Here is a 17,063-nt window from a genome sequence, read left to right as displayed (position 1 = left end):
GCGGCGCATTCCGCAGCACTGGATTTCCAAGTCGCTCCTCGAAAATCACGAGCCTCAGCGCCGGTTTTCGCGCTGCGGCACGCTGGACGGGCCCCATTTCACACAGCCCCCGGGAACGCACCGACCAGCCGCTGAAGGCCACGAACAAAGATCAAGAGATCCTCCTCGCCGGCCGGCGGGCTCCGGGATGACCAGCCCGCGAACTCGTGGCGAAGCGCTGGGCAAAGAAAAAGCGCTGGCGCCTCGTTGCGCCAGCGCCTCGAAAAAAACCCGTCAGGCGACCGGGGCCCGGTCGTCGGCCGGGATGAGGGTGTCCAGGGCTTCCTGGAGGGCCGAGTGGGTGGCCGTGAGGCGCTCGGTGACCTCGCGGCGGAACTCGAACGCCTCGGTGCGGGCCTGCTGCGCCTCGGACAGCTGACGCTCCGCGTCGGCGACCAGGGTGGATGCCCGGTTCTCCGCCTCGGACGTCTGCTTGGAAAGCCGCGACTCGGTGTCCGCGGTGAGCTTCGCCAGGCGGCTCTCGGTCTCCTCGGTGTCCTTGGCGATCTTGGCCTCGGTGTCGGCGACCAGCTTGGCGAGGCGCTCCTCGGTCTCCCGGGTGTCCTTGGCGAGCCGCTCCTCGATCTCCTTGGTCTTGCGGGCCAGGGCGGACTCGACCTCTTCGGTCTTCTTCGCCAGAGCCGTCTCGACCTCTTCGGTCTTGCGGGCCAGCGCCTCGGCGGTCTCCTGCTCGGCCTTGGCACGCGCCTCGGCTGCTTCGGCGTCCAGGCGAGCGCGCTCCTCGGCGGCCTCCTCGTTCAGGCGCGCGATCTCGGCCCGGCCCTGCTCCATCAGGTTCTCGTGCTCGGTGGTGAGCGCGGTGTGCCGTTCCTGGAACTCCAGCTCCAGGTCGTCGCGCCGCTTGGCCAGCTCGGCTTCGCGTTCGGCGACCATCTTGTCGGCGGCCTTGCGGGTGTCGAGGTCGTACTTGTCGGCGGCGGCACGGATGTCGTCCGCCTGCGCGTCGGCGCGGCTCTTGAGCTCGGCGATCTCCTCCTCGGCGAGGGTCATCATCGTGCGCACGCGCTCGGTCATCGTCGTGGCGCTCGACGGGTCGCTCGCCATCCGTGACAGCGCTTGCTTGGCCTCGCTCAGCTCCTGCTGGGCGTAGGACAGCGCGCGGGTCAGCTCGGCAACCGATGAGAGCGCCTCGTCGCGGGAGACCGCGGTCTCCTTGAGCTCGGCGTTGAGCTGCGCGAACTTCTCGTCCACCGGCGGCCGGTCGTAGCCGCGGAACACGAGCGGGAAGAGGGGATTGCCAGCGATGGGATCTTGGGACTCGGCAGGAGGCATGCGGGCACCTTAGTGCTATTGGACCTGGGTTTCCATACTTTCGGGTGACCCATTGTCGAAGATCAACTGAATCCGGTGCACACCGGCCCCCGGGAAGCTGGGATACGGTTCGGCGGGACTCGCGAGGGAGGGGCCGGTGCAACTGCAGCAGATCGTGGCCGACCTGGCCGAACACTGGCCGCTCTACGTCTCGATGCCGTTCATCGCCGCCCTCATCGGTTACGTCACCAAGCGCGTTGCGATCGAGATGATGTTCCGGCCGATCGAGTTCGTCGGCATCCGGCCGTTCCTCGGGTGGCAGGGCGTCCTGCCGGCCAACGCGGAGCGCATGGCGGCCACGGCCACCGACATGCTGACCAGCAACCTGGTCGACCCGAAGGAGATCTTCGCCCGCCTCGACCCGGAACAGCTGGCCAAGGAGATCGAGGAACCACTCCTGCAGGTGGTCGGGGAGATCACCGAGGAGGTCATGGAGCAGTACCAGCCGCGGCTGTGGGAGGCACTGCCCGCCGGCGCGCGCGAACTGCTGCTGCGCCGCATCCGGGCCGAGGCGCCCAAGGTGATCGCGAAGATCATGCGGGAGCTGGCGGACAACATCGAGGACGTCCTCGACCTGAAGAGCATGGTCATCACCAACCTGGTCCGCGACAAGAGCCTGCTGAACCGGCTCATCCGGGACATTTCCCGCCCGGAGATGCGGTTCATCGCCAACTCCGGGCTGGTGTTCGGCTTCGCCCTCGGCTGCGTCCAGCTGCTGGTGTGGGCGCTGACCAAGTCGTCGATCGTGATGCCGGTGTTCGGTCTCGGCATCGGCTGGTTCACCGACTGGCTCGCCCTGAAGATGATCTTCCTGCCGCGCGAGCCGCGCGAGTTCCTCGGCCTCTACACCTGGCAGGGCGTGTTCCAGAAGCGCCGCGACCAGGTCGCCGCCGACTACGGTGACATGATCGCGCGGGAGATCATCACCATCCCGAACCTGCTCGAGGCGATCCTGAAGGGCCCGAAGGCCGACCGGCTGTTCCACCTGATCGGCCGCGAGGTGCAGCGCACCATCGACGCGCAGGCCGGCGTGGTCAAGCCGCTCGTCGCGGCGGCGGTGGGCACCCGCAAGTGGCAGGAGATGAAACAGGCCGCCGCGCTCAAGGCCGCCGAGCGCGTGCCGGACACCATCCGGTACGCGGAGGACTACGCGGTCAACGCACTCGACGTGCGGAACACCATCGTCGACCGCATGCGGCGGTTGACGCCGGTGGAGTTCGAGGAGTTGCTGCGGCCGGCGTTCCGGCAGGACGAGTGGAAGCTGATCGCGGTCGGTGCGATCATCGGCGGGCTCGTGGGTGAGCTCCAGGCGATCGTGCTCCTGCACTAGTCTCCGCGGGGCCGGGATGGGGGTGGCGATGGACGCGGTTCTGGCCGATCTCGCCCGCCACTGGCCGCTCTACGCCGCGATCCCGTTCATCGCCGCCCTGATCGGTTACGTCACCAAACGCGTGGCGATCGAGATGATGTTCCGCCCGCTGGAGTTCGTCGGGGTCCGCCCGGTCTTCGGCTGGCAGGGCGTGGTGCCCAAACACGGCGGTCGCATGGCGGCGATCGCGACCGACCTGCTCACCGCGAACCTGATCGACCTGCGTGAGGTGATCGCCCGGATCCAGCCCGGCCGGCTGGTGCGGGAGATCGAGCAACCGCTGCTGCGCGCGATCGACGACCTGGCCCGCGACGTGCTCGCCCGGCACCACCCGCGGCTGTGGGAGTCGCTGCCACCCATGGCCCAGGACCTGATCGTCAAGCAGCTGCAGGCCGGGGCGCCGCGGCTGGTGCGGGAGCTGCTCGACGAGATCCGCGCCGACCTCGACGGCGTGCTCGACGTCAAGCACATGATCGTCGAGCGCCTGACCCGCGACCGCGCCCTGCTGGTGCGGCTGATCCGGGAGACGTCCCGGCCCGAGATGACCTTCATCGCCCGGTGCGGGATCTACTTCGGATTCGCCCTCGGGCTCGTGCAGGCAGTGGTGTGGGCGCTGACCAAGAACCCGTGGGTGCTGCCGGCGTTCGGCGGTGTCATCGGGCTGTTCACCGACTGGCTCGCCATCAAGATGATCTTCGTGCCGCGCCGTCCGGTGCGGATCGGGCCGGTCACGCTGCACGGCAAGTTCCAGCGGCGCAAGGCCGAGGTCGCCCGGCAGTACGGCGCGATCATCGCCGGGGAAGTGCTCACCGTGCCCAACCTGCTCGGCGAGCTGCTGACCGGTCCGCGCGCCGACCGGCTGGCCGCGCTGGTGCGGCGCGTGGTGGCGCGGGCCGTGGACGAGCAGGCCGGGCTGATCCGTCCGCTGGTGTCCGCCGCCGTCGGCGGTGAGCGGCTGCGGGAGATGACCGGGACCGCGGCCACCGCTTCGCTCGCCCAGCTGCCGTACCTGCTCCGCCACGCGGAACCGTACCTGGTGGAGGCGATGGATCTGGCGAACGTGGTCGAGCGGCGGATGATCGCGCTGACTCCCGAGGAGTACGAGAACCTGCTGCGGCCGGCGTTCCGGCGCGAGGAGTGGAAGCTGATCGCGGTGGGCGCCGTGATCGGTTTCGCCGTCGGCGAGTTGCAGGTACTGCTGATGCTGCACTAGATGAACGGTTACCGTGTGCCGCGTGGCGCACGAACCGCAGCAGCTTCCCGCGGTGCACGAGGCGTGGCTGCCCCGCGAGCACTCCCTGTACCGGCCCCGCCATGGCGGCCGGCAGCTCGCCGCGTTGATCAGCGCGGTCGTGTTCTTCACGACCCCGGCGCTGCTGTGGGTGTTCGGTGCGCGGCCCGCCGAGATCGAGAACCGGCACCTGACCGGCTTCCCGAGCATGGGCGAGGGCTGGGCGTTCTTCACCGGCCTGCCCGCCTGGGGCACCGATCAGCTGGTCTTCCGCGACGCCGCGATCGAGGCGGCGGACTGGATCAGCCGCACGTTCTTCGGCGAGACGCCGCCGCGCGACCAGGGCGGCACCACCGGGACCGGACCGCTGCCGGGCGGCCCGCCGCCGGCGCAGACACCGGCAGCGGACGACCAGCCCACCACCTCGGGGCCGGTCGACCAGGCCGGTTACCGGCAGGTGATCGAGGGCGGGCAGGGCTGGCTGTACTTCGGCTACGACGCCGAGGCCAAGTGCGCGCCGGTCCACATGCTGTCCGAGACGGTGGACCGGATGAACCGGCTGCGCGCCCTCATCGAAGGGTCCGGCCGCAAGTTCGTGTGGGTCGTCGCGCCGGACAAGTCCACGATGGTCCCCCAGTACCTGCCCGCGAGCTACCCCGGCAAGGACTGCCACCACGCCGCCGAGGCGCCGACCTGGCAGCAGCTGGACGCGGCCGGCGCGGTGGACCTGCGGCCCGGGCTGACCGCCGAGGCGCAGCGGGTCGGCCACCCGGTCTACCCGTCCAACGACACGCACTGGGCCGACGAGGGTTCGCTCGTGATGACCCGCGCGGTCGCCGAGGCCGTGCAGCCCGGGATCACCGCGACCTGGCAGAGCAGGCAGGTCGGCAGGTACACCGTGGCCGCGGACCTGCCGCCGCTGCTGGGCAAGAAGGCCGACAAGACGAACACGTTGTACGACCTGCGGCCGGACGGCCTCGTCGACCGGACCGGGCAGACGATCGCCGACATCGACACGCCGTCCTACCGGTTGGCCGCACCGATGTCCTCGACGGTGAACCAGAAGACCCTGTTCTACGGCGACTCGTTCACCAAGGCGTCCTCGCGTTACCTCGCCGCCGGGTTCGCCAACCTGACGATGCTCGCCTACTTCACCCCGAAGACGAGTCAGGACCAGGCGATCGGGATGTTCGTCAACTCCGACGTGGTGGTGGTGGAGACGGTGGAGCGCAACGTGTCCAGTGGTCAGTTGCCGTTCCTGACCGACGGGTTCCTCACCGCGCTGCAGGCGCAACTGGAGCAGCATCCGGTTCGCTGACCCGGCCTGCCCGGTCGCGCAGGTGGGCGACGAGGCGGCAGATCAGGTAGATCGCGAACGCGATGCCGGTGACGAAAGCGCTCACGGGTGCTCCAGGCGCGAGCGAGAGGACGATGCCGCCCAGCGCGGCGGTCTCGGCGAACACGATCGCGAGCACGGTCACCTTCCACGGGCTCGCGGTCAGCCGTGCTGCCGCGGCCGCCGGGGTCACCATCATCGCGACGACCAGCAGCGCGCCGACGATCTGCACGCCGAGCGCGGTGGCGACGCCGACCAGCACCGCGAACACCACGGACAACGTGCGCGCCGGCACCCCGCGCGCGGCGGCGACGTGCGGGTCGACGCTCGCGAACAGCAGCGGCCGGTAGATCGCGGCGAGGATCAGCAGCACGACCACCGCGGCGATGACGAGCACGACCAGGTTGGTCGTCTCGATCGACACGACCTGGCCGATGAGGATGCCGAACTTGTTCGCCGTGCGGCCCGGGTTCAGCCAGAGGAACAGCACGCCGAGGCCGAGCCCGAAGGACAGGATCGCGCCGATCACCGAGTCGCGGTCGGATTCGCGCCCGCCGAGCAGACCGAGCAGCAACGCGGCGATCACCGCACCGGCCAGTGCGCCGAACTCGACGCCGACACCGAGCAGCAGCGCACCGGCCGCACCGGTGAACGCCAGCTCGGCGGTGCCGTGCACGGCGAAGGACATCCGGCGGGTCACGATCAGCGGGCCGAGCACCCCGGCGACCAGGCCGAGCACGCCCGCGGCGAGCAGGGCGGTCTGCACGAACGGCAGCCCGAGCAGCTGCGCGGTCAGACCGAAGTCGAAGAACTTGTGCATGTCAGCGGGAACCTTCGGGGCTTTCAGGAGACGCGTTCGTCGAGGTGGTGGGGTTCGTCCTCGCAGACCGCGCTGCGCGCACCGGCGACGTGGATCTGGCCGCCGACGCGGACCACCTCAACGCGCGCCCGGTACAGCTCGGACAGGGTCTCCGACGTCATCACGACCTCCGGTGGGCCGATCCGGAACCGGCCCTCGACCAGGTACAGCACGCGGTCCACGAAGGGCAGGATCGGGTTGATCTCGTGCGTCACGAACAGGACCGCGGTGCCGGCCGCGCGGCGGCGGGCGTCGATCAGCTCGCTCACCGCGCGCTGGTGCGCGAGATCCAGGGACAGCAGCGGCTCGTCGCACAGCAGCACGTCCGGCTCGCCGACCAGCGCCTGCGCGACCCGCAGCCGTTGCTGTTCACCACCGGAGAGCTTGCCCACCGGCTGCTTCGCGTACGACTGCGCGCCGACGGCCGCGATCGCGGCGGACACCCGCCGCGACCGTTCGGACAGCCCGCGCAGCCCGGTGCCCCACCGGTGCCCGTCGAGCCCCAGCCCGACGAGGTCGACGCCGCGCAACGTCAGGCTGTCGGCCATCGCCCGCTGTTGCGGGATGTACCCGACCGGGTGGTCGCTGTGGAAGCGCACGCTGCCCCGCGACAGGGGCTGCAGGCCGAGCAGCACCTTCAGCAGGCTGGTCTTGCCGGATCCGTTCGGGCCGAGGACGGCGACGAACTCGCCGGGTTCGACCGAAAGGTCCAAACCGGACCACAACGTGCGCGCACCGAACGCGAGGGTCGCGCCGGTGATCTCGACCGCGGGGCTCAAGAGTTCAGCGCCTTCGCCAGATCGTCGACTTCGCTGGTCATCCAGGCAATGTAGTCCGTCGCGCCGGTGGGCAGCGTCTCGGTCACGTCCACCACGGGGACGCCGGCCCGGTTCGCCTCGGCGACGACCTGCCGGGTCACCGGGGTGACCGTCTGCTCGTTGTTGATCAGCGCCTTGACCTGCTTGCCGTTGATCAGGGAGGTGAACTCGGCGAGCGCGGCGGGCGGCACGTCGGCCTCCTCCTCGACGGCCTCGGAGAACTTCGCGGGAGTGGCGTCGGTGAGCTGGGCGGCCTCGATCAGGTAGTGCGCGACCGGCTCGGTGACCAGGATCTTCGTGCCCGGGTGGCCGGCGCCGATCTGCGCCGCCCGCTGGGTGAGCTGGTCGAGCCGCGCCGTGAAGTTCGCGGCGTTGGCGGTGAAGGTCTGCGCGGCGTCGGGCTTGATCTGGCCGAGCTGTGCGGCGATCTGGCCGGCGACCTTGGTCACCGCCGGGAAGCTGTACCAGACGTGCTCGTTCTCGTCGCCGGTCGCGCCGATCTCGGTGGCGGTCAGCTTGCGGGCCTGCGTGGCCTGGTCGGCGAGCTTGCCGAAGAAGTCGTCGTAGCCGCCGCCGTTGGCCAGGGTGAGCTGGGCGTTCTGCGCGGCGATGGCGTCGGCGGGGGTGGTCTCGTAGGAGTGCGGGTCCGCGCTCGCGTCGTTGATGATCGAGGTGACCGCGACCTGATCACCGCCGATCGCGGCGAGCACGCTGCCCCACACGTTGGTGGACGCGACGACTTTGATCTTGCCGCCGGTGTCACTCCCGGTGTTACCCCCGCCACAGGCGGTGAGTCCGAGGACGAGGGCCGTCGCGACGGACGCGAGGCCGAGGAGGCGGGGGGATCTCATCGCGAGCACTCCTGAAGTACGAGGTAGGACACCTGTTCGGGCACTATTGGAAACGGTTTTCGAGTTCACCTTACCCCAACGGGTGACGATCTCACCCCCTCGGTTACGGGCGTCTGAACGTGACGTTGCGCAGTGGCGCACGACGCACGGACGGCGTTCGACTTCACGACTTCGTTCTGAACCGTTACGGTTCCCTCATGGGGCGTCCTATGCGCATGAGGCGACAGGCGACGTTGGCGTCGCTCGCCGCGGAGCTCGGCGTGTCGCGGACCACCGTGTCCAATGCCTACAACCGCCCGGACCAGCTGTCACCCGAACTGCGCAAGCGCGTGCTGGAAACCGCTCGCCGCCTGGGATATCCCGGTCCGGACCCGGTGGCGCGGTCGCTGCGCACCCGCAAGGCCGGCGCCGTCGGCCTGCTGCTCACCGAGAACCTGTCGTACGCCTTCCGCGACCCGGCCGCGATCGGCGTGCTCGAAGGTCTCGCACTGGCCTGCGAGGACGCCGGGGTCGGGCTGCACCTGGTACCGGCCAGCCCCGGCCGCGACGACGTGGTGGCCGTGCACCGGGCGGGGGTCGACGGGTTCGTCGTCTACTCCGTGCCGGACGACGACCCGCACCTGGGTGCCGTGCTGGCACGCCCGGTGCCGACCGTGATCATCGACCAGCCGCGCATCGAGGGTGTGGACCGCGTCGGCCCCGACGACACCACGGCCGTCACCGCGCTGGCCGAGCACATCATCGGGCTCGGGCACCGCCAGGTCGGCGTGCTGTGCATGCGGCTCGCGCGGGACCGCAACGACGGCTTCGCCTACCTCGACCGGCAGCGCAGCGCGCACTTCCACGTGCAGCGCGCCCGGCTGGAGGCACTGGCGAAGGCGTTCGGCAAGGTCGGCGTCGACTGGTCGACCGTGCCGGTGGTGGAGCGCTTCGAGCACAACGTGGACGACGGCGCCACCGCGGCCCGCCAGCTGCTCGACACCCATCCCCAGGTCACCGCGGTGATCTGCACCTCGGACATCCTCGCGCTTGGCGCGCTCGCCGAGGCGCACCGGCGCGGCCTGCGGGTGCCGGCGGACCTGACGGTCACCGGGTTCGACGGCATCGCCGAGGCCGAACGCGCCGGGCTGACCACCGTGCACCAGCCGGTGCTGGAGAAGGGCCGGGCAGCGGGGAAGCTGCTGCTGTCCTCCGGCGATCACGTGAAGCCGCGGATCATCACGCTCACCACGCAGCTGCGGATCGGCACCACGTCCGCGCCACCGCGCACCATGGAGCAGCACTGGTTCGGACCGTGATCCTGCTCATTGCGCGGTGTTCGGGCGCCCGGTGGAATTGTTCCCGAACCGATCCCGGGAGGCACATGTGACCGCAATCGACACCCTGCTCCAGCGCAACCAGGAGCACCCCGAGACCGTCGGCGACCGGTCGGACGCGCGGCCCGCGCTGAAGGTCGCGATCCTCACCTGCATGGACGCCCGCATCCGCGTGCCGGAGGTGTTCGGGCTCGCCGAGGGCGAGGCGCACGTCCTGCGCAACGGTGGCGGCGTGGTGACCGACGACGTGATCCGGTCGCTCGCGCTGTCCCAGCGCAAGCTGGGCACCGAGGAGGTGCTGATCATGCAGCACACCGCGTGCGGCGTCTCGACGGTCACCGAGGACGGCTTCAAGGACGAGCTGGAGTCGGAGTGCGGCGTCCGGCCGACCTGGTCCGTCGAGGCGTTCGGCGATGTCGAGGACAGCGTTCGCCGGCAGGTGCGGCGCGTGCAGCGGAGCCCGTACCTCCCGCACACGGACAAGGTGCGCGGGTTCGTGTACGACGTGCACACCGGCAAGGTCACCGAGGTGACCGGCAACTAACCTGGGCGCGTGCCCATCGACCCCGAACTGCTGATCGACTGGTTCGACTCGTGCGCCCGTGACCTGCCGTGGCGGCGTCCGGAGTGCACCGCGTGGGGTGTGCTGGTCAGCGAGATCATGCTGCAGCAGACGCCGGTCGCGCGAGTCGAACCGATCTGGCACGAGTGGATGGCGCGGTGGCCGGTGCCCTCCGCACTGGCGGCGGCGAGCCAGGGTGAGGTGCTGCGGGCGTGGGGCAAGCTCGGCTACCCGCGCCGCGCGTTGCGGCTGCACGCCGCGGCGACGGCCATCGCCGCGGAGCACGGCGACGTGGTGCCGTCCGATGTGGACACCCTGCTGGCGTTGCCCGGGATCGGCGCGTACACGGCGCGCGCCGTGGCGGCGTTCGCGTACGGCAAGCGGGCACCGGTGGTGGACACGAACGTGCGGCGCGTGGTGGCGCGCGCGGTCCACGGTGCGGGCGACGCGGGCCCGCCGTCCACTTCGCGGGACATGGCCGACGTCGAGGTGATGCTCCCGCGCGCGGAGAACCGCGCGGCGCGGTTCTCCGCGGCGTTGATGGAACTGGGCGCCGTGGTGTGCACGGCCCGGTCGCCGAGGTGCGCGGACTGCCCGTTGTACGCGGAGTGCGCCTGGCAGAAGGCCGGCCGCCCGGCCTACAGCGGGCCGCCGAAGGCGACGCAGAAGTACGCCGGAACGGACCGGCACGTGCGCGGCCTGCTGCTCGACGTGCTGCGGGGCACTCCCGGTCCGGTGCTCAAGTCCAGCCTGGACGTGGTCTGGTCCGACAACGGCCAGCGGGACCGCTGCCTGGACTCCCTCCTGGTCGACGGTCTCGTGGAACAAACCACCGACGGCCGCTTCGCCCTGCCCGGAGAACACGCGTAGCGACGCCCGCGGGAGTGGCCCGGGTGTCATCCCGGCGGTGCTGGGCCGGATTACCGGCCCAGCAGCTCCGACAGGAACGCCTCGACCGCGCCCCGGTAGAACTGCGGCGCCGAGTCGTGCACGACGTGGCTCGCTCCCGGCGCCACGAGGTGCCGGCCCTCGGGTGCCCGCTCGGCCATCTCCGCCTGCTGCCCGGCGGGCATGAAGGTGTGTTCAGCCTCGATGACGAGCATCGGGCACCGCACGGACTCCACCACCGACCAGAAGTCCCGCCGCCCCCACTCCGACGCGATCTCGTACAGGTCGTCCAGGGCGGCGATCAGGTGGTAGCCGTCGGAGCGTTCCTCCACGCACTCGGTGAAGTACTCGCCCGCGTCACCGAAGAAGTCACGCACGTGCGCCAGCGACTGGAACGGCACCGGCCACGACTCGAAGTACCCGCGCCACGTGTCGACCGTCCGGCCGCGGTGGTCCGGCGCCATGTCCTCCACCACGACCGCGCGCACCAGCTCGGGGTGCGTCGCCGCCAGGGACCACGCGTGCAGGCCGCCCATCGAATGACCGATCAGCACCGCCGGCTCCCCCAGTGACCGCACGAGCGCGGCGGCGTCGGCGACGAACTGTTCCGTCGTCCACGGCCCGCCGCGCGGCCCCCGCCCGTGCCCGCGTGCGTCGAAGCCGACCACGTGTCCGTACCGGCGCAGCCACTGCGCCACCCGCCACCACGTGCGTGCCCGGCCCATCAGCCCGTGCATCACCACGATCGGGCGGCCGCCGCCACCGAAGTCGACCACGCTCACGCGCGTCATTCAATCAGCTGCCGAGCAACGACCTGGTCAGCGAGTTCCGTGAATCCTGCATGTCCCGCAACGCGACCGACAGCGCTTCCCCGCCCACCCGCAACCGCTCGCCGTCCGCGCCGGCCCGCACCTCGTGCAGCACCGCCCGGCGCAGCAGCTCCTTGATGAACGACGCCGTCACGCCCTCCGTCTCGGCGATCACCGGCTCCAGGTCGGCCCGCAGATCCACGCCGCGCGCGTACAGCTCCAGCAGCTTCCGCCGCCCCTCGGCGTCCGGTCGCGGGATCTCCACGGCGAGATCGACCCGCCCGGGCCGGTCCCGCAACGCCGCCTCCAGAGCCTCCGGCCGGTTGGTCGTCAACACGAACGTGACGTCCGCGTCCGCCCCGATCCCGTCCATCGCGTCGAGCAGGCTGAACAGCAGGGGGCCGCCACCGTGGGGCGTGGTGCGGTCCTCGGCGACCAGGTCGACGTCCTCGACCACCAGGATCGACGGCTGCAACCGCCGGGCCAGCTCGGCCGCCTTGCTGATGAACCGCATCGCCGCGCCGGTCAGGATGATCACTGTGCTGCCGGACAGCCGGCTCATCAGGTACCGCACGGTGTGCGTCTTGCCGGTGCCCGGCGGGCCGTGCAGCAGCAGCCCGCGCTTGAGGTGCTGACCAGCGGCCCGCAGCCGGTCGGCGTGCTCGGCGATGCCGACGATGTGGTCCTCGATGGTCGGCAGCACGCCCGGGGGCAGCACCACCTGCTCGGCGGTCAGCGCCGGCCGCGGCAGGAACGTCAGCAGCTCGTTGCCCCGGTACTCGCTGCTGCCGAACGCCAGGACCTTCCCGCGCAGCACGTCGTGCGCACGGGTGAGCTGCTCGATGCGGTCGCGCACCACACCCGCGGTGGCGTGGTCGCGGGCCAGGACCTCGACGCGCGACACCGCCAGCGGCCCGTGCTGCACGTTCGGCCCGCGCAGCGCGACGATCACCGGCGCACCGTCCGGGGCGGTGGTCACGACCAGGCCGAACTGGATGACCTCGACGGCCTCCTCCGGTCCGACCGCGACGGTCGCCATGTCGACCGCGCCGAGTTCGTACGCGCCGTGCCGCCGCGCCGCCGTCAGCATCCCGGTCAGTTCCTCGTTCGTCCGGTTCGCCCCGGTGATGCCGAACCAGTCCGGATCGCCGCCGCGTTCGGCGAGGTAGGCCGCCACCCCGCGGTGGACGTTCGCGTGTTCCCACGGCGGGAACTCCTGCGCGACCAGCACGACCTGGCGGAACCCGACACCGAGGTATCCCGCGATCCGGCCGATCAGCTCCTCCGCCGGACTGTCCTCGTCGACGACGAGAGCGGCCGCCTGAACGATCCTCCGCAGGTCCGCGGCGAGCCCCCGGGCCAGTGTGCGTTCGTCATCTGTGATCCCCATTACGGTCCACCATAGCGACTGCGGCGGGCGCGCCGGGGCCGCTCGGTAGGCTGAGGTCATGGCAGTCGTGAAGATCAACGCGATCGAGGTCCCCGAAGGCGCCGGCCCCGAACTGGAGAAGCGGTTCGCCAACCGCGCCCACTCGGTGGACGGGCAGCCCGGCTTCCTCGGCTTCGAGCTGCTGCGCCCGGTCGCCGGGGACAACCGCTACTTCGTCTACACGAAGTGGGAGTCCGAGGAGGCGTACCAGGCGTGGGCCGGTGGCGCGGCCAAGGAGGCGCACGCCGGGCAGAGCTCGCGTCCGGTGGCCAGCGGGGCGAACCTGCTGGAGTTCGAGGTCGTCCCGCTCGACTGATGACCGGTGACGGCCTGGCCGAGGCCGCCGAGATGCTCGCCGGCGCATCCGCGCTCCTGGTCTGCGCGGGCGCCGGCATGGGTGTCGACTCGGGGCTGCCGGACTTCCGCGGCGACGAGGGGTTCTGGCGGGCCTACCCGCCCTACGCCCGGCTCGGGCTGAGCTTCGCCGAGCTGGCCGACCCACGGCACTTCGCCGAGGATCCGGAACTGGCCTGGGGTTTCTACGGTCATCGGCTCGATCTGTACCGGCGCACCGCACCGCACGCCGGGTTCGGGCTGCTGCTGCGGTTCGGATCCGGGCTCCCCGGCGGCGCCGCGGTGTTCACGTCCAACGTGGACGGGCAGTTCCAGGCGGCCGGGTTCGGGCTGGTCGCCGAGGCGCACGGCTCCATCCACCACCTCCAGTGCACGATCCCGTGCGGCCCGGCCATCTGGCCCGCCGGTGAGTTGTCCCTGGACATCGACGAATCGACCATGCGCGCCCGCCCACCGCTGCCGTCGTGCCCGGACTGCGGTGCACCTGCCCGGCCGAACATCCTGATGTTCGGCGACTTCGACTGGCTGTCCGAACGCACCGACGCGCAGATGCGCACGCTCGACGAGTGGCGCCGCGCGAACCGGCGGGCGGTCGTCGTCGAGGTGGGCGCCGGCCGCGCGGTGCCGACCGTGCGCCGCTACGCCGAACTGGCCTCCGCCGCGACCGGCGCGCTGATCCGCATCAACCCGCGTGAGCCGGAGGTCCGGCACGGCCGCGGGGTGTCCCTGCCCTACCCCGCCCTTCCCGCGCTGACAGCCCTGCTCGGTGGCTGACATCGTGCTGCCAGCCGCCGGTCAGCCGCGCCGGGCACGGCCGGAGCATGCCGAACACGAACGTCCTGATCTCCGGCGCCGGTGCCTACGTGCTGGCCGGTGAGCACGCCGCGGCCGGTGGCGACCACCTCGTGGCCGTCGTGGCCAACCAGGGCATGGCGATCAAGACCTACTGATCGCCACCACCCGATCCGGTGAATGTGAAGGTTCCACGCGTCCCGTGGGGCCACTTCTCCCCTCTCATCACAGGACTGCGGTCGCACGGGCGCCACCGTGCCTCCACCAGTCGTCCGGGCATACCGGATCCGGCCGTCACGCCCCCCGAGCGGCCGGATCCGGTAAGCACTGGTTCGATGAGCACTGGGTTCTGTTTCCTAGCCCAGCACCCGCTCGGTGAGCGCGCGGGCCGCCGCGGTCAGCTCGCCGGTCAGCGCGGCTGTCAGCTCCGTCGACGGGGTGCAGTCCGGGCCGATCACCAGTCCGCTCTCCAGCGGCTCGGTCGCGGCGAACACGATCGAGCGCGCCGCCTCGGCGATCGGCCGCCGGCACGCCTCGCGGATCTGCTCCCACTGCGGCCGCAGCGCCGGCGGCAGGATCTCCGGCGTCATCTCGGCCGCGTTCGGCGTCGCCGCGGGGCCGGGATCGGCCGCGAGCACCGCGACGCCGCTGCCGCGCAACCGCTCGGCCAGTTCCCGGTTGTAGGCCAGGTGCGCGAGCTTGGCGCGCCCGGACACCGCCATGCCGTAGTACTCGCCGGGCTCCTCGACCTCCCGGTAGGTCGGCGTGCCGACGAGCAGCGCGGCCTGGATCGACGACGACGTGACGTCCACGATCCGGCTCGGGCCGCCCGCCCGCAGCGCGTCGAGCAGCGCCTCGGTGAGCAGCAGCGGGGACAGGTGGTTGACCGCGAAGCTCGCCTCGATACCGTCCGCGGTCTCCCACCGCGCCGACCACATTCCGCCGACGTTGTTCACCAGCAGCTGCCACGGCCCCTCGTCGGCCAGCCGTCGGCCGAGCGCGCGCACCTCGGCCAGCACCGAGAGATCGGCCTGGACGAACCGGGCGCCGATCTCCCCCGCGGCCTCCTTCCCGCGTTCCGCGTCGCGTCCGATGATCGTCACCTCGTAGTCGCGCCGGGACAGTTCCCGCGCCACCGCGAATCCGAGCCCGCGGGTTCCTGCCGTCACGATTGCCTTCTGTGTCATGGCTTCCACTCCAGCCGACTGGCGGGAATCCGTCCAAAGCCGCGCGAACATGCCGCCATGCCCGCCCGGCATGGCAGCCTGTCGGAGTGGATCTGAAGCACCTGCGGTACTTCCTCGCCGTCGCGGCGGAGGGCACCTTCACCGCCGCCGCGCAGCGCCTCGGGATGACCCAGCCGGCGCTGTCCCGCGCGATCCGGGCGCTGGAGGACGAGGTGGGCACGGCGTTGTTCACCCGCGGGCGCCAGGGCGCGGAGCTCACCGCCGCGGGGCACCTGCTCGCCGAGGAGGGCCGCGGGATCGACGAGCACGCCCGCGCGGCGATCACCCGCGTGGCCCGGCTCGGCCAGGACGGTCCCCGGCTCCGGGTGACGGCGCGAGCCTGCGACGTGGACACGCTCCAGCGGCTCGTCGACTCCTACAACGAGCAGCACGAACCGGCCGCGGTGGCGGCGGTGGCCGACTGGCCGGTGCAGGCCGACGAGCTGCGCACGGGCGCGGCCGACGTGGGTCTGCTGCGCGTCCCGTTCGACGCCCGCGGCCTGGACAGCGACCCGGTCCGCGTCGACGAGCGGGTCGCGCTGCTGCCCGGCACGCACCCGCTGGCCGGGCTGGACAAGATCGACCGGGCCGAGCTGGCGGGCGAGGCGTTCCCGCGGTGGCGGGACTCCTCCGCGGCGGAGACCGCGTACTGGACGGGCACCGACCTCGCGGAGTACGAGTGGCGGCCGGGTCCGTGGGTGCGCAACGGCGCGGAGTACGCGGGGGCGGTCCGGCTCGGTCAGGCGGTCGGTTTCGTGCCCGCCACGATGCTGCCGGAGCTGCCGCTCACCGGCATCGCCGTCGCGCGGGTGACCGGGCTGTCCCCCAGCGAGCTGCACGTCGTGTGGGCGGCCACGGCGACCTCCCGGGACGTGGCGCGGTTCGTGCGGCACGCGCAGCTCACGGGAGCGTGATCGACGCGACCACGGCCCGGTGGTCGGAGCCCGGCATGGGGAACACGCGGTAGGACGTCACCGCGGCGCGGGCGTCGACCAGGACGTGATCGATCGCGACCGGGGGCGGCAGCAGCTTCGACGGCCAGGTCGCCGTGAAGCCCTCCCCCGTCGCGTCGCCGGCGTCCGTGTAGCCGGTCGCGATCAGGTTCCGCAACGTGCCGTGGTCGAGCGTGGCGTTGAAATCGCCGGCCAGCACGCGCACCGGGCCGCTCGGGTCGGGATGCGGCAGACCCGCGATCTCCGACTTCCACGCCCCCGCGTCCGCCACCGGCGCCGTCGGGTGCACCGCGACGACCTCCACCGACGACCCGCCGCCGAGGTCCAGCCGGGCGCTCGGCTGCGCGAAGACCGACGGCCCGGGCAGGGACAGCTCGGTGAGCGGGTACCGGGACAGCACCCCCGTTCCCGCGGCGCGCGCGGCCGGCCGCAGCACCTGGTACGGCAGCAGGTCGGACAGCCCGGCGGCCCGCAGCGCGCCCATCGCCGACGGCGTCAGCTCCAGCAGGTTGAGCACGTCGACCTGGTTCTCCCGCACCAGCCGCACGATCGTGTCCGGGTCGGCCTCGCCGTAGTACATGTTCGACGACATCACGTGCAGTGTCCGCCCGTGCACCGGCGGCTGGGCCGAGGCGGCCGCGCGGGGCACCACCACGCCGCCCACCACGAGCGCGAGCACCAGCACGAACCCGCCGATCCACCAGTGCCGGAGCGCGAGGCCGACAACCCCGAGGAGCAGGCCGCACACGACCCAGTACGGCGTGAGCGCGATCAGCGACGCGGTGAGCCGCCCGCCGTCGGCACCGGCCAGGCGCATCACCGCGAAGACCGCGAACACCGCGGCCAGGACGGCGAAGAACACCACCCGGCCAGTCTTCCTGACACGCCCCGGGCGCGGC

Annotated in this window: 18 protein-coding genes; 10 read left to right on the top strand and 8 right to left on the bottom strand. The window is 71.5% G+C overall.

What is annotated here, in order from left to right; translation table 11 throughout:
- Positions 1-273: 273 nt before the first annotated feature.
- Entirely contained in the window at positions 274-1,332 is a 1,059-nt protein-coding gene (locus FHX45_RS18565) for a coiled-coil domain-containing protein (protein WP_208405993.1), read from the bottom strand.
- Positions 1,333-1,468: 136 nt separating this feature from the next.
- Here FHX45_RS18565 and FHX45_RS18560 point away from each other — a divergent pair, with 136 nt between their 5' ends.
- From FHX45_RS18560 to FHX45_RS18550, 3 genes are read left to right on the top strand one after another with little or no spacing between them, the layout of a single operon-like run.
- Complete coding sequence (locus FHX45_RS18560) at positions 1,469-2,701, top strand: DUF445 family protein (RefSeq protein WP_167103438.1); 1,233 nt, start codon at positions 1,469-1,471, stop codon at positions 2,699-2,701.
- Between the two features lie 28 nt (positions 2,702-2,729).
- Positions 2,730-3,953, top strand: coding sequence for a DUF445 domain-containing protein (locus FHX45_RS18555; RefSeq protein ID WP_167103435.1), 1,224 nt, complete (start codon positions 2,730-2,732; stop codon positions 3,951-3,953).
- Positions 3,954-3,975: 22 nt separating this feature from the next.
- A complete protein-coding gene (locus tag FHX45_RS18550) occupies positions 3,976-5,289 on the top strand; it encodes an alginate O-acetyltransferase AlgX-related protein (RefSeq protein ID WP_167103432.1) in 1,314 nt (437 codons plus the stop codon).
- On the opposite strand, the gene FHX45_RS18545 is transcribed toward FHX45_RS18550, so the two are convergent.
- The 3 genes from FHX45_RS18545 to FHX45_RS18535 are packed head-to-tail and all read right to left on the bottom strand — an operon-like array spanning position 5,246 to position 7,835.
- Positions 5,246-6,127, bottom strand: coding sequence for a metal ABC transporter permease (locus tag FHX45_RS18545; RefSeq protein ID WP_167103429.1), 882 nt, complete (start codon positions 6,125-6,127; stop codon positions 5,246-5,248). The two genes, FHX45_RS18550 and FHX45_RS18545, sit on opposite strands and share 44 nt — an antisense overlap.
- Before the next feature lie 23 nt (positions 6,128-6,150).
- Entirely contained in the window at positions 6,151-6,945 is a 795-nt protein-coding gene (locus FHX45_RS18540) for a metal ABC transporter ATP-binding protein (RefSeq protein ID WP_167103426.1), read from the bottom strand.
- Positions 6,942-7,835 carry a metal ABC transporter solute-binding protein, Zn/Mn family gene (locus tag FHX45_RS18535; protein ID WP_167103423.1) on the bottom strand — a complete coding sequence of 298 codons (894 nt, stop codon included), beginning with the start codon at positions 7,833-7,835 and terminating at the stop codon, positions 6,942-6,944. Before FHX45_RS18535 ends, FHX45_RS18540 begins: the two co-directional genes overlap by 4 nt.
- A 197-nt stretch (positions 7,836-8,032) precedes the next feature.
- Here FHX45_RS18535 and FHX45_RS18530 point away from each other — a divergent pair, with 197 nt between their 5' ends.
- From FHX45_RS18530 to FHX45_RS18520, 3 genes are all read left to right on the top strand, one after another.
- Positions 8,033-9,133, top strand: coding sequence for a LacI family DNA-binding transcriptional regulator (locus FHX45_RS18530; protein WP_167103420.1), 1,101 nt, complete (start codon positions 8,033-8,035; stop codon positions 9,131-9,133).
- Between the two features lie 67 nt (positions 9,134-9,200).
- Complete coding sequence (locus tag FHX45_RS18525; RefSeq protein WP_167103417.1) at positions 9,201-9,695, top strand: beta-class carbonic anhydrase; 495 nt, start codon at positions 9,201-9,203, stop codon at positions 9,693-9,695.
- Between the two features lie 9 nt (positions 9,696-9,704).
- Positions 9,705-10,583: an HhH-GPD family protein gene (locus FHX45_RS18520; protein ID WP_167103414.1), complete on the top strand. Its 879-nt coding sequence runs from the start codon at positions 9,705-9,707 to the stop codon at positions 10,581-10,583.
- Positions 10,584-10,633: 50 nt separating this feature from the next.
- Here the strand turns inward: FHX45_RS18520 and FHX45_RS18515 are convergent, their stop codons facing one another.
- Positions 10,634-11,392: an alpha/beta fold hydrolase gene (locus tag FHX45_RS18515; protein ID WP_167103410.1), complete on the bottom strand. Its 759-nt coding sequence runs from the start codon at positions 11,390-11,392 to the stop codon at positions 10,634-10,636.
- A gap of 4 nt (positions 11,393-11,396) precedes the next feature.
- Entirely contained in the window at positions 11,397-12,800 is a 1,404-nt protein-coding gene (locus FHX45_RS18510) for an AAA family ATPase (RefSeq protein WP_167103408.1), read from the bottom strand.
- A 58-nt stretch (positions 12,801-12,858) separates the two neighbouring features.
- Between FHX45_RS18510 and FHX45_RS18505 the strand changes: the two genes are divergently transcribed.
- From FHX45_RS18505 to FHX45_RS28440, 3 genes are read left to right on the top strand one after another with little or no spacing between them, the layout of a single operon-like run.
- Complete coding sequence (locus FHX45_RS18505) at positions 12,859-13,155, top strand: antibiotic biosynthesis monooxygenase family protein (protein ID WP_167103404.1); 297 nt, start codon at positions 12,859-12,861, stop codon at positions 13,153-13,155.
- The gene (locus FHX45_RS18500; protein WP_167103371.1) at positions 13,155-13,967 is read left to right on the top strand and encodes an SIR2 family NAD-dependent protein deacylase; all 813 of its coding nucleotides are present in this window, start codon (positions 13,155-13,157) and stop codon (positions 13,965-13,967) included. The genes FHX45_RS18505 and FHX45_RS18500 overlap by 1 nt, the downstream gene beginning before the upstream one ends.
- Before the next feature lie 47 nt (positions 13,968-14,014).
- On the top strand, positions 14,015-14,143 hold the full coding sequence (locus FHX45_RS28440; protein ID WP_279588881.1) for a hypothetical protein: 129 nt from the start codon (positions 14,015-14,017) through the stop codon (positions 14,141-14,143).
- 198 nt (positions 14,144-14,341) lie between these two features.
- On the opposite strand, the gene FHX45_RS18495 is transcribed toward FHX45_RS28440, so the two are convergent.
- Positions 14,342-15,172, bottom strand: a complete 831-nt coding sequence (locus FHX45_RS18495) for an SDR family NAD(P)-dependent oxidoreductase (RefSeq protein ID WP_167103368.1) — start codon at positions 15,170-15,172, stop codon at positions 14,342-14,344.
- Between the two features lie 86 nt (positions 15,173-15,258).
- On the opposite strand from FHX45_RS18495, the gene FHX45_RS18490 reads away from it, so the two are divergent.
- The gene (locus FHX45_RS18490) at positions 15,259-16,125 is read left to right on the top strand and encodes a LysR family transcriptional regulator (RefSeq protein WP_167103365.1); all 867 of its coding nucleotides are present in this window, start codon (positions 15,259-15,261) and stop codon (positions 16,123-16,125) included.
- Here FHX45_RS18490 and FHX45_RS18485 read toward each other — a convergent pair.
- On the bottom strand, positions 16,112-17,029 hold the full coding sequence (locus FHX45_RS18485) for an endonuclease/exonuclease/phosphatase family protein (RefSeq protein WP_167103362.1): 918 nt from the start codon (positions 17,027-17,029) through the stop codon (positions 16,112-16,114). The two genes, FHX45_RS18490 and FHX45_RS18485, sit on opposite strands and share 14 nt — an antisense overlap.
- Positions 17,030-17,063: the final 34 nt, after the last annotated feature.

Origin of the sequence: Amycolatopsis granulosa (assembly GCF_011758745.1) — a bacterium.
GTDB classification, from domain to species: domain Bacteria; phylum Actinomycetota; class Actinomycetes; order Mycobacteriales; family Pseudonocardiaceae; genus Amycolatopsis_E; species Amycolatopsis_E granulosa.
Note: the sequence above shows the minus strand (reverse complement) of the source record. Positions and strands in the feature narration are given on the sequence as shown.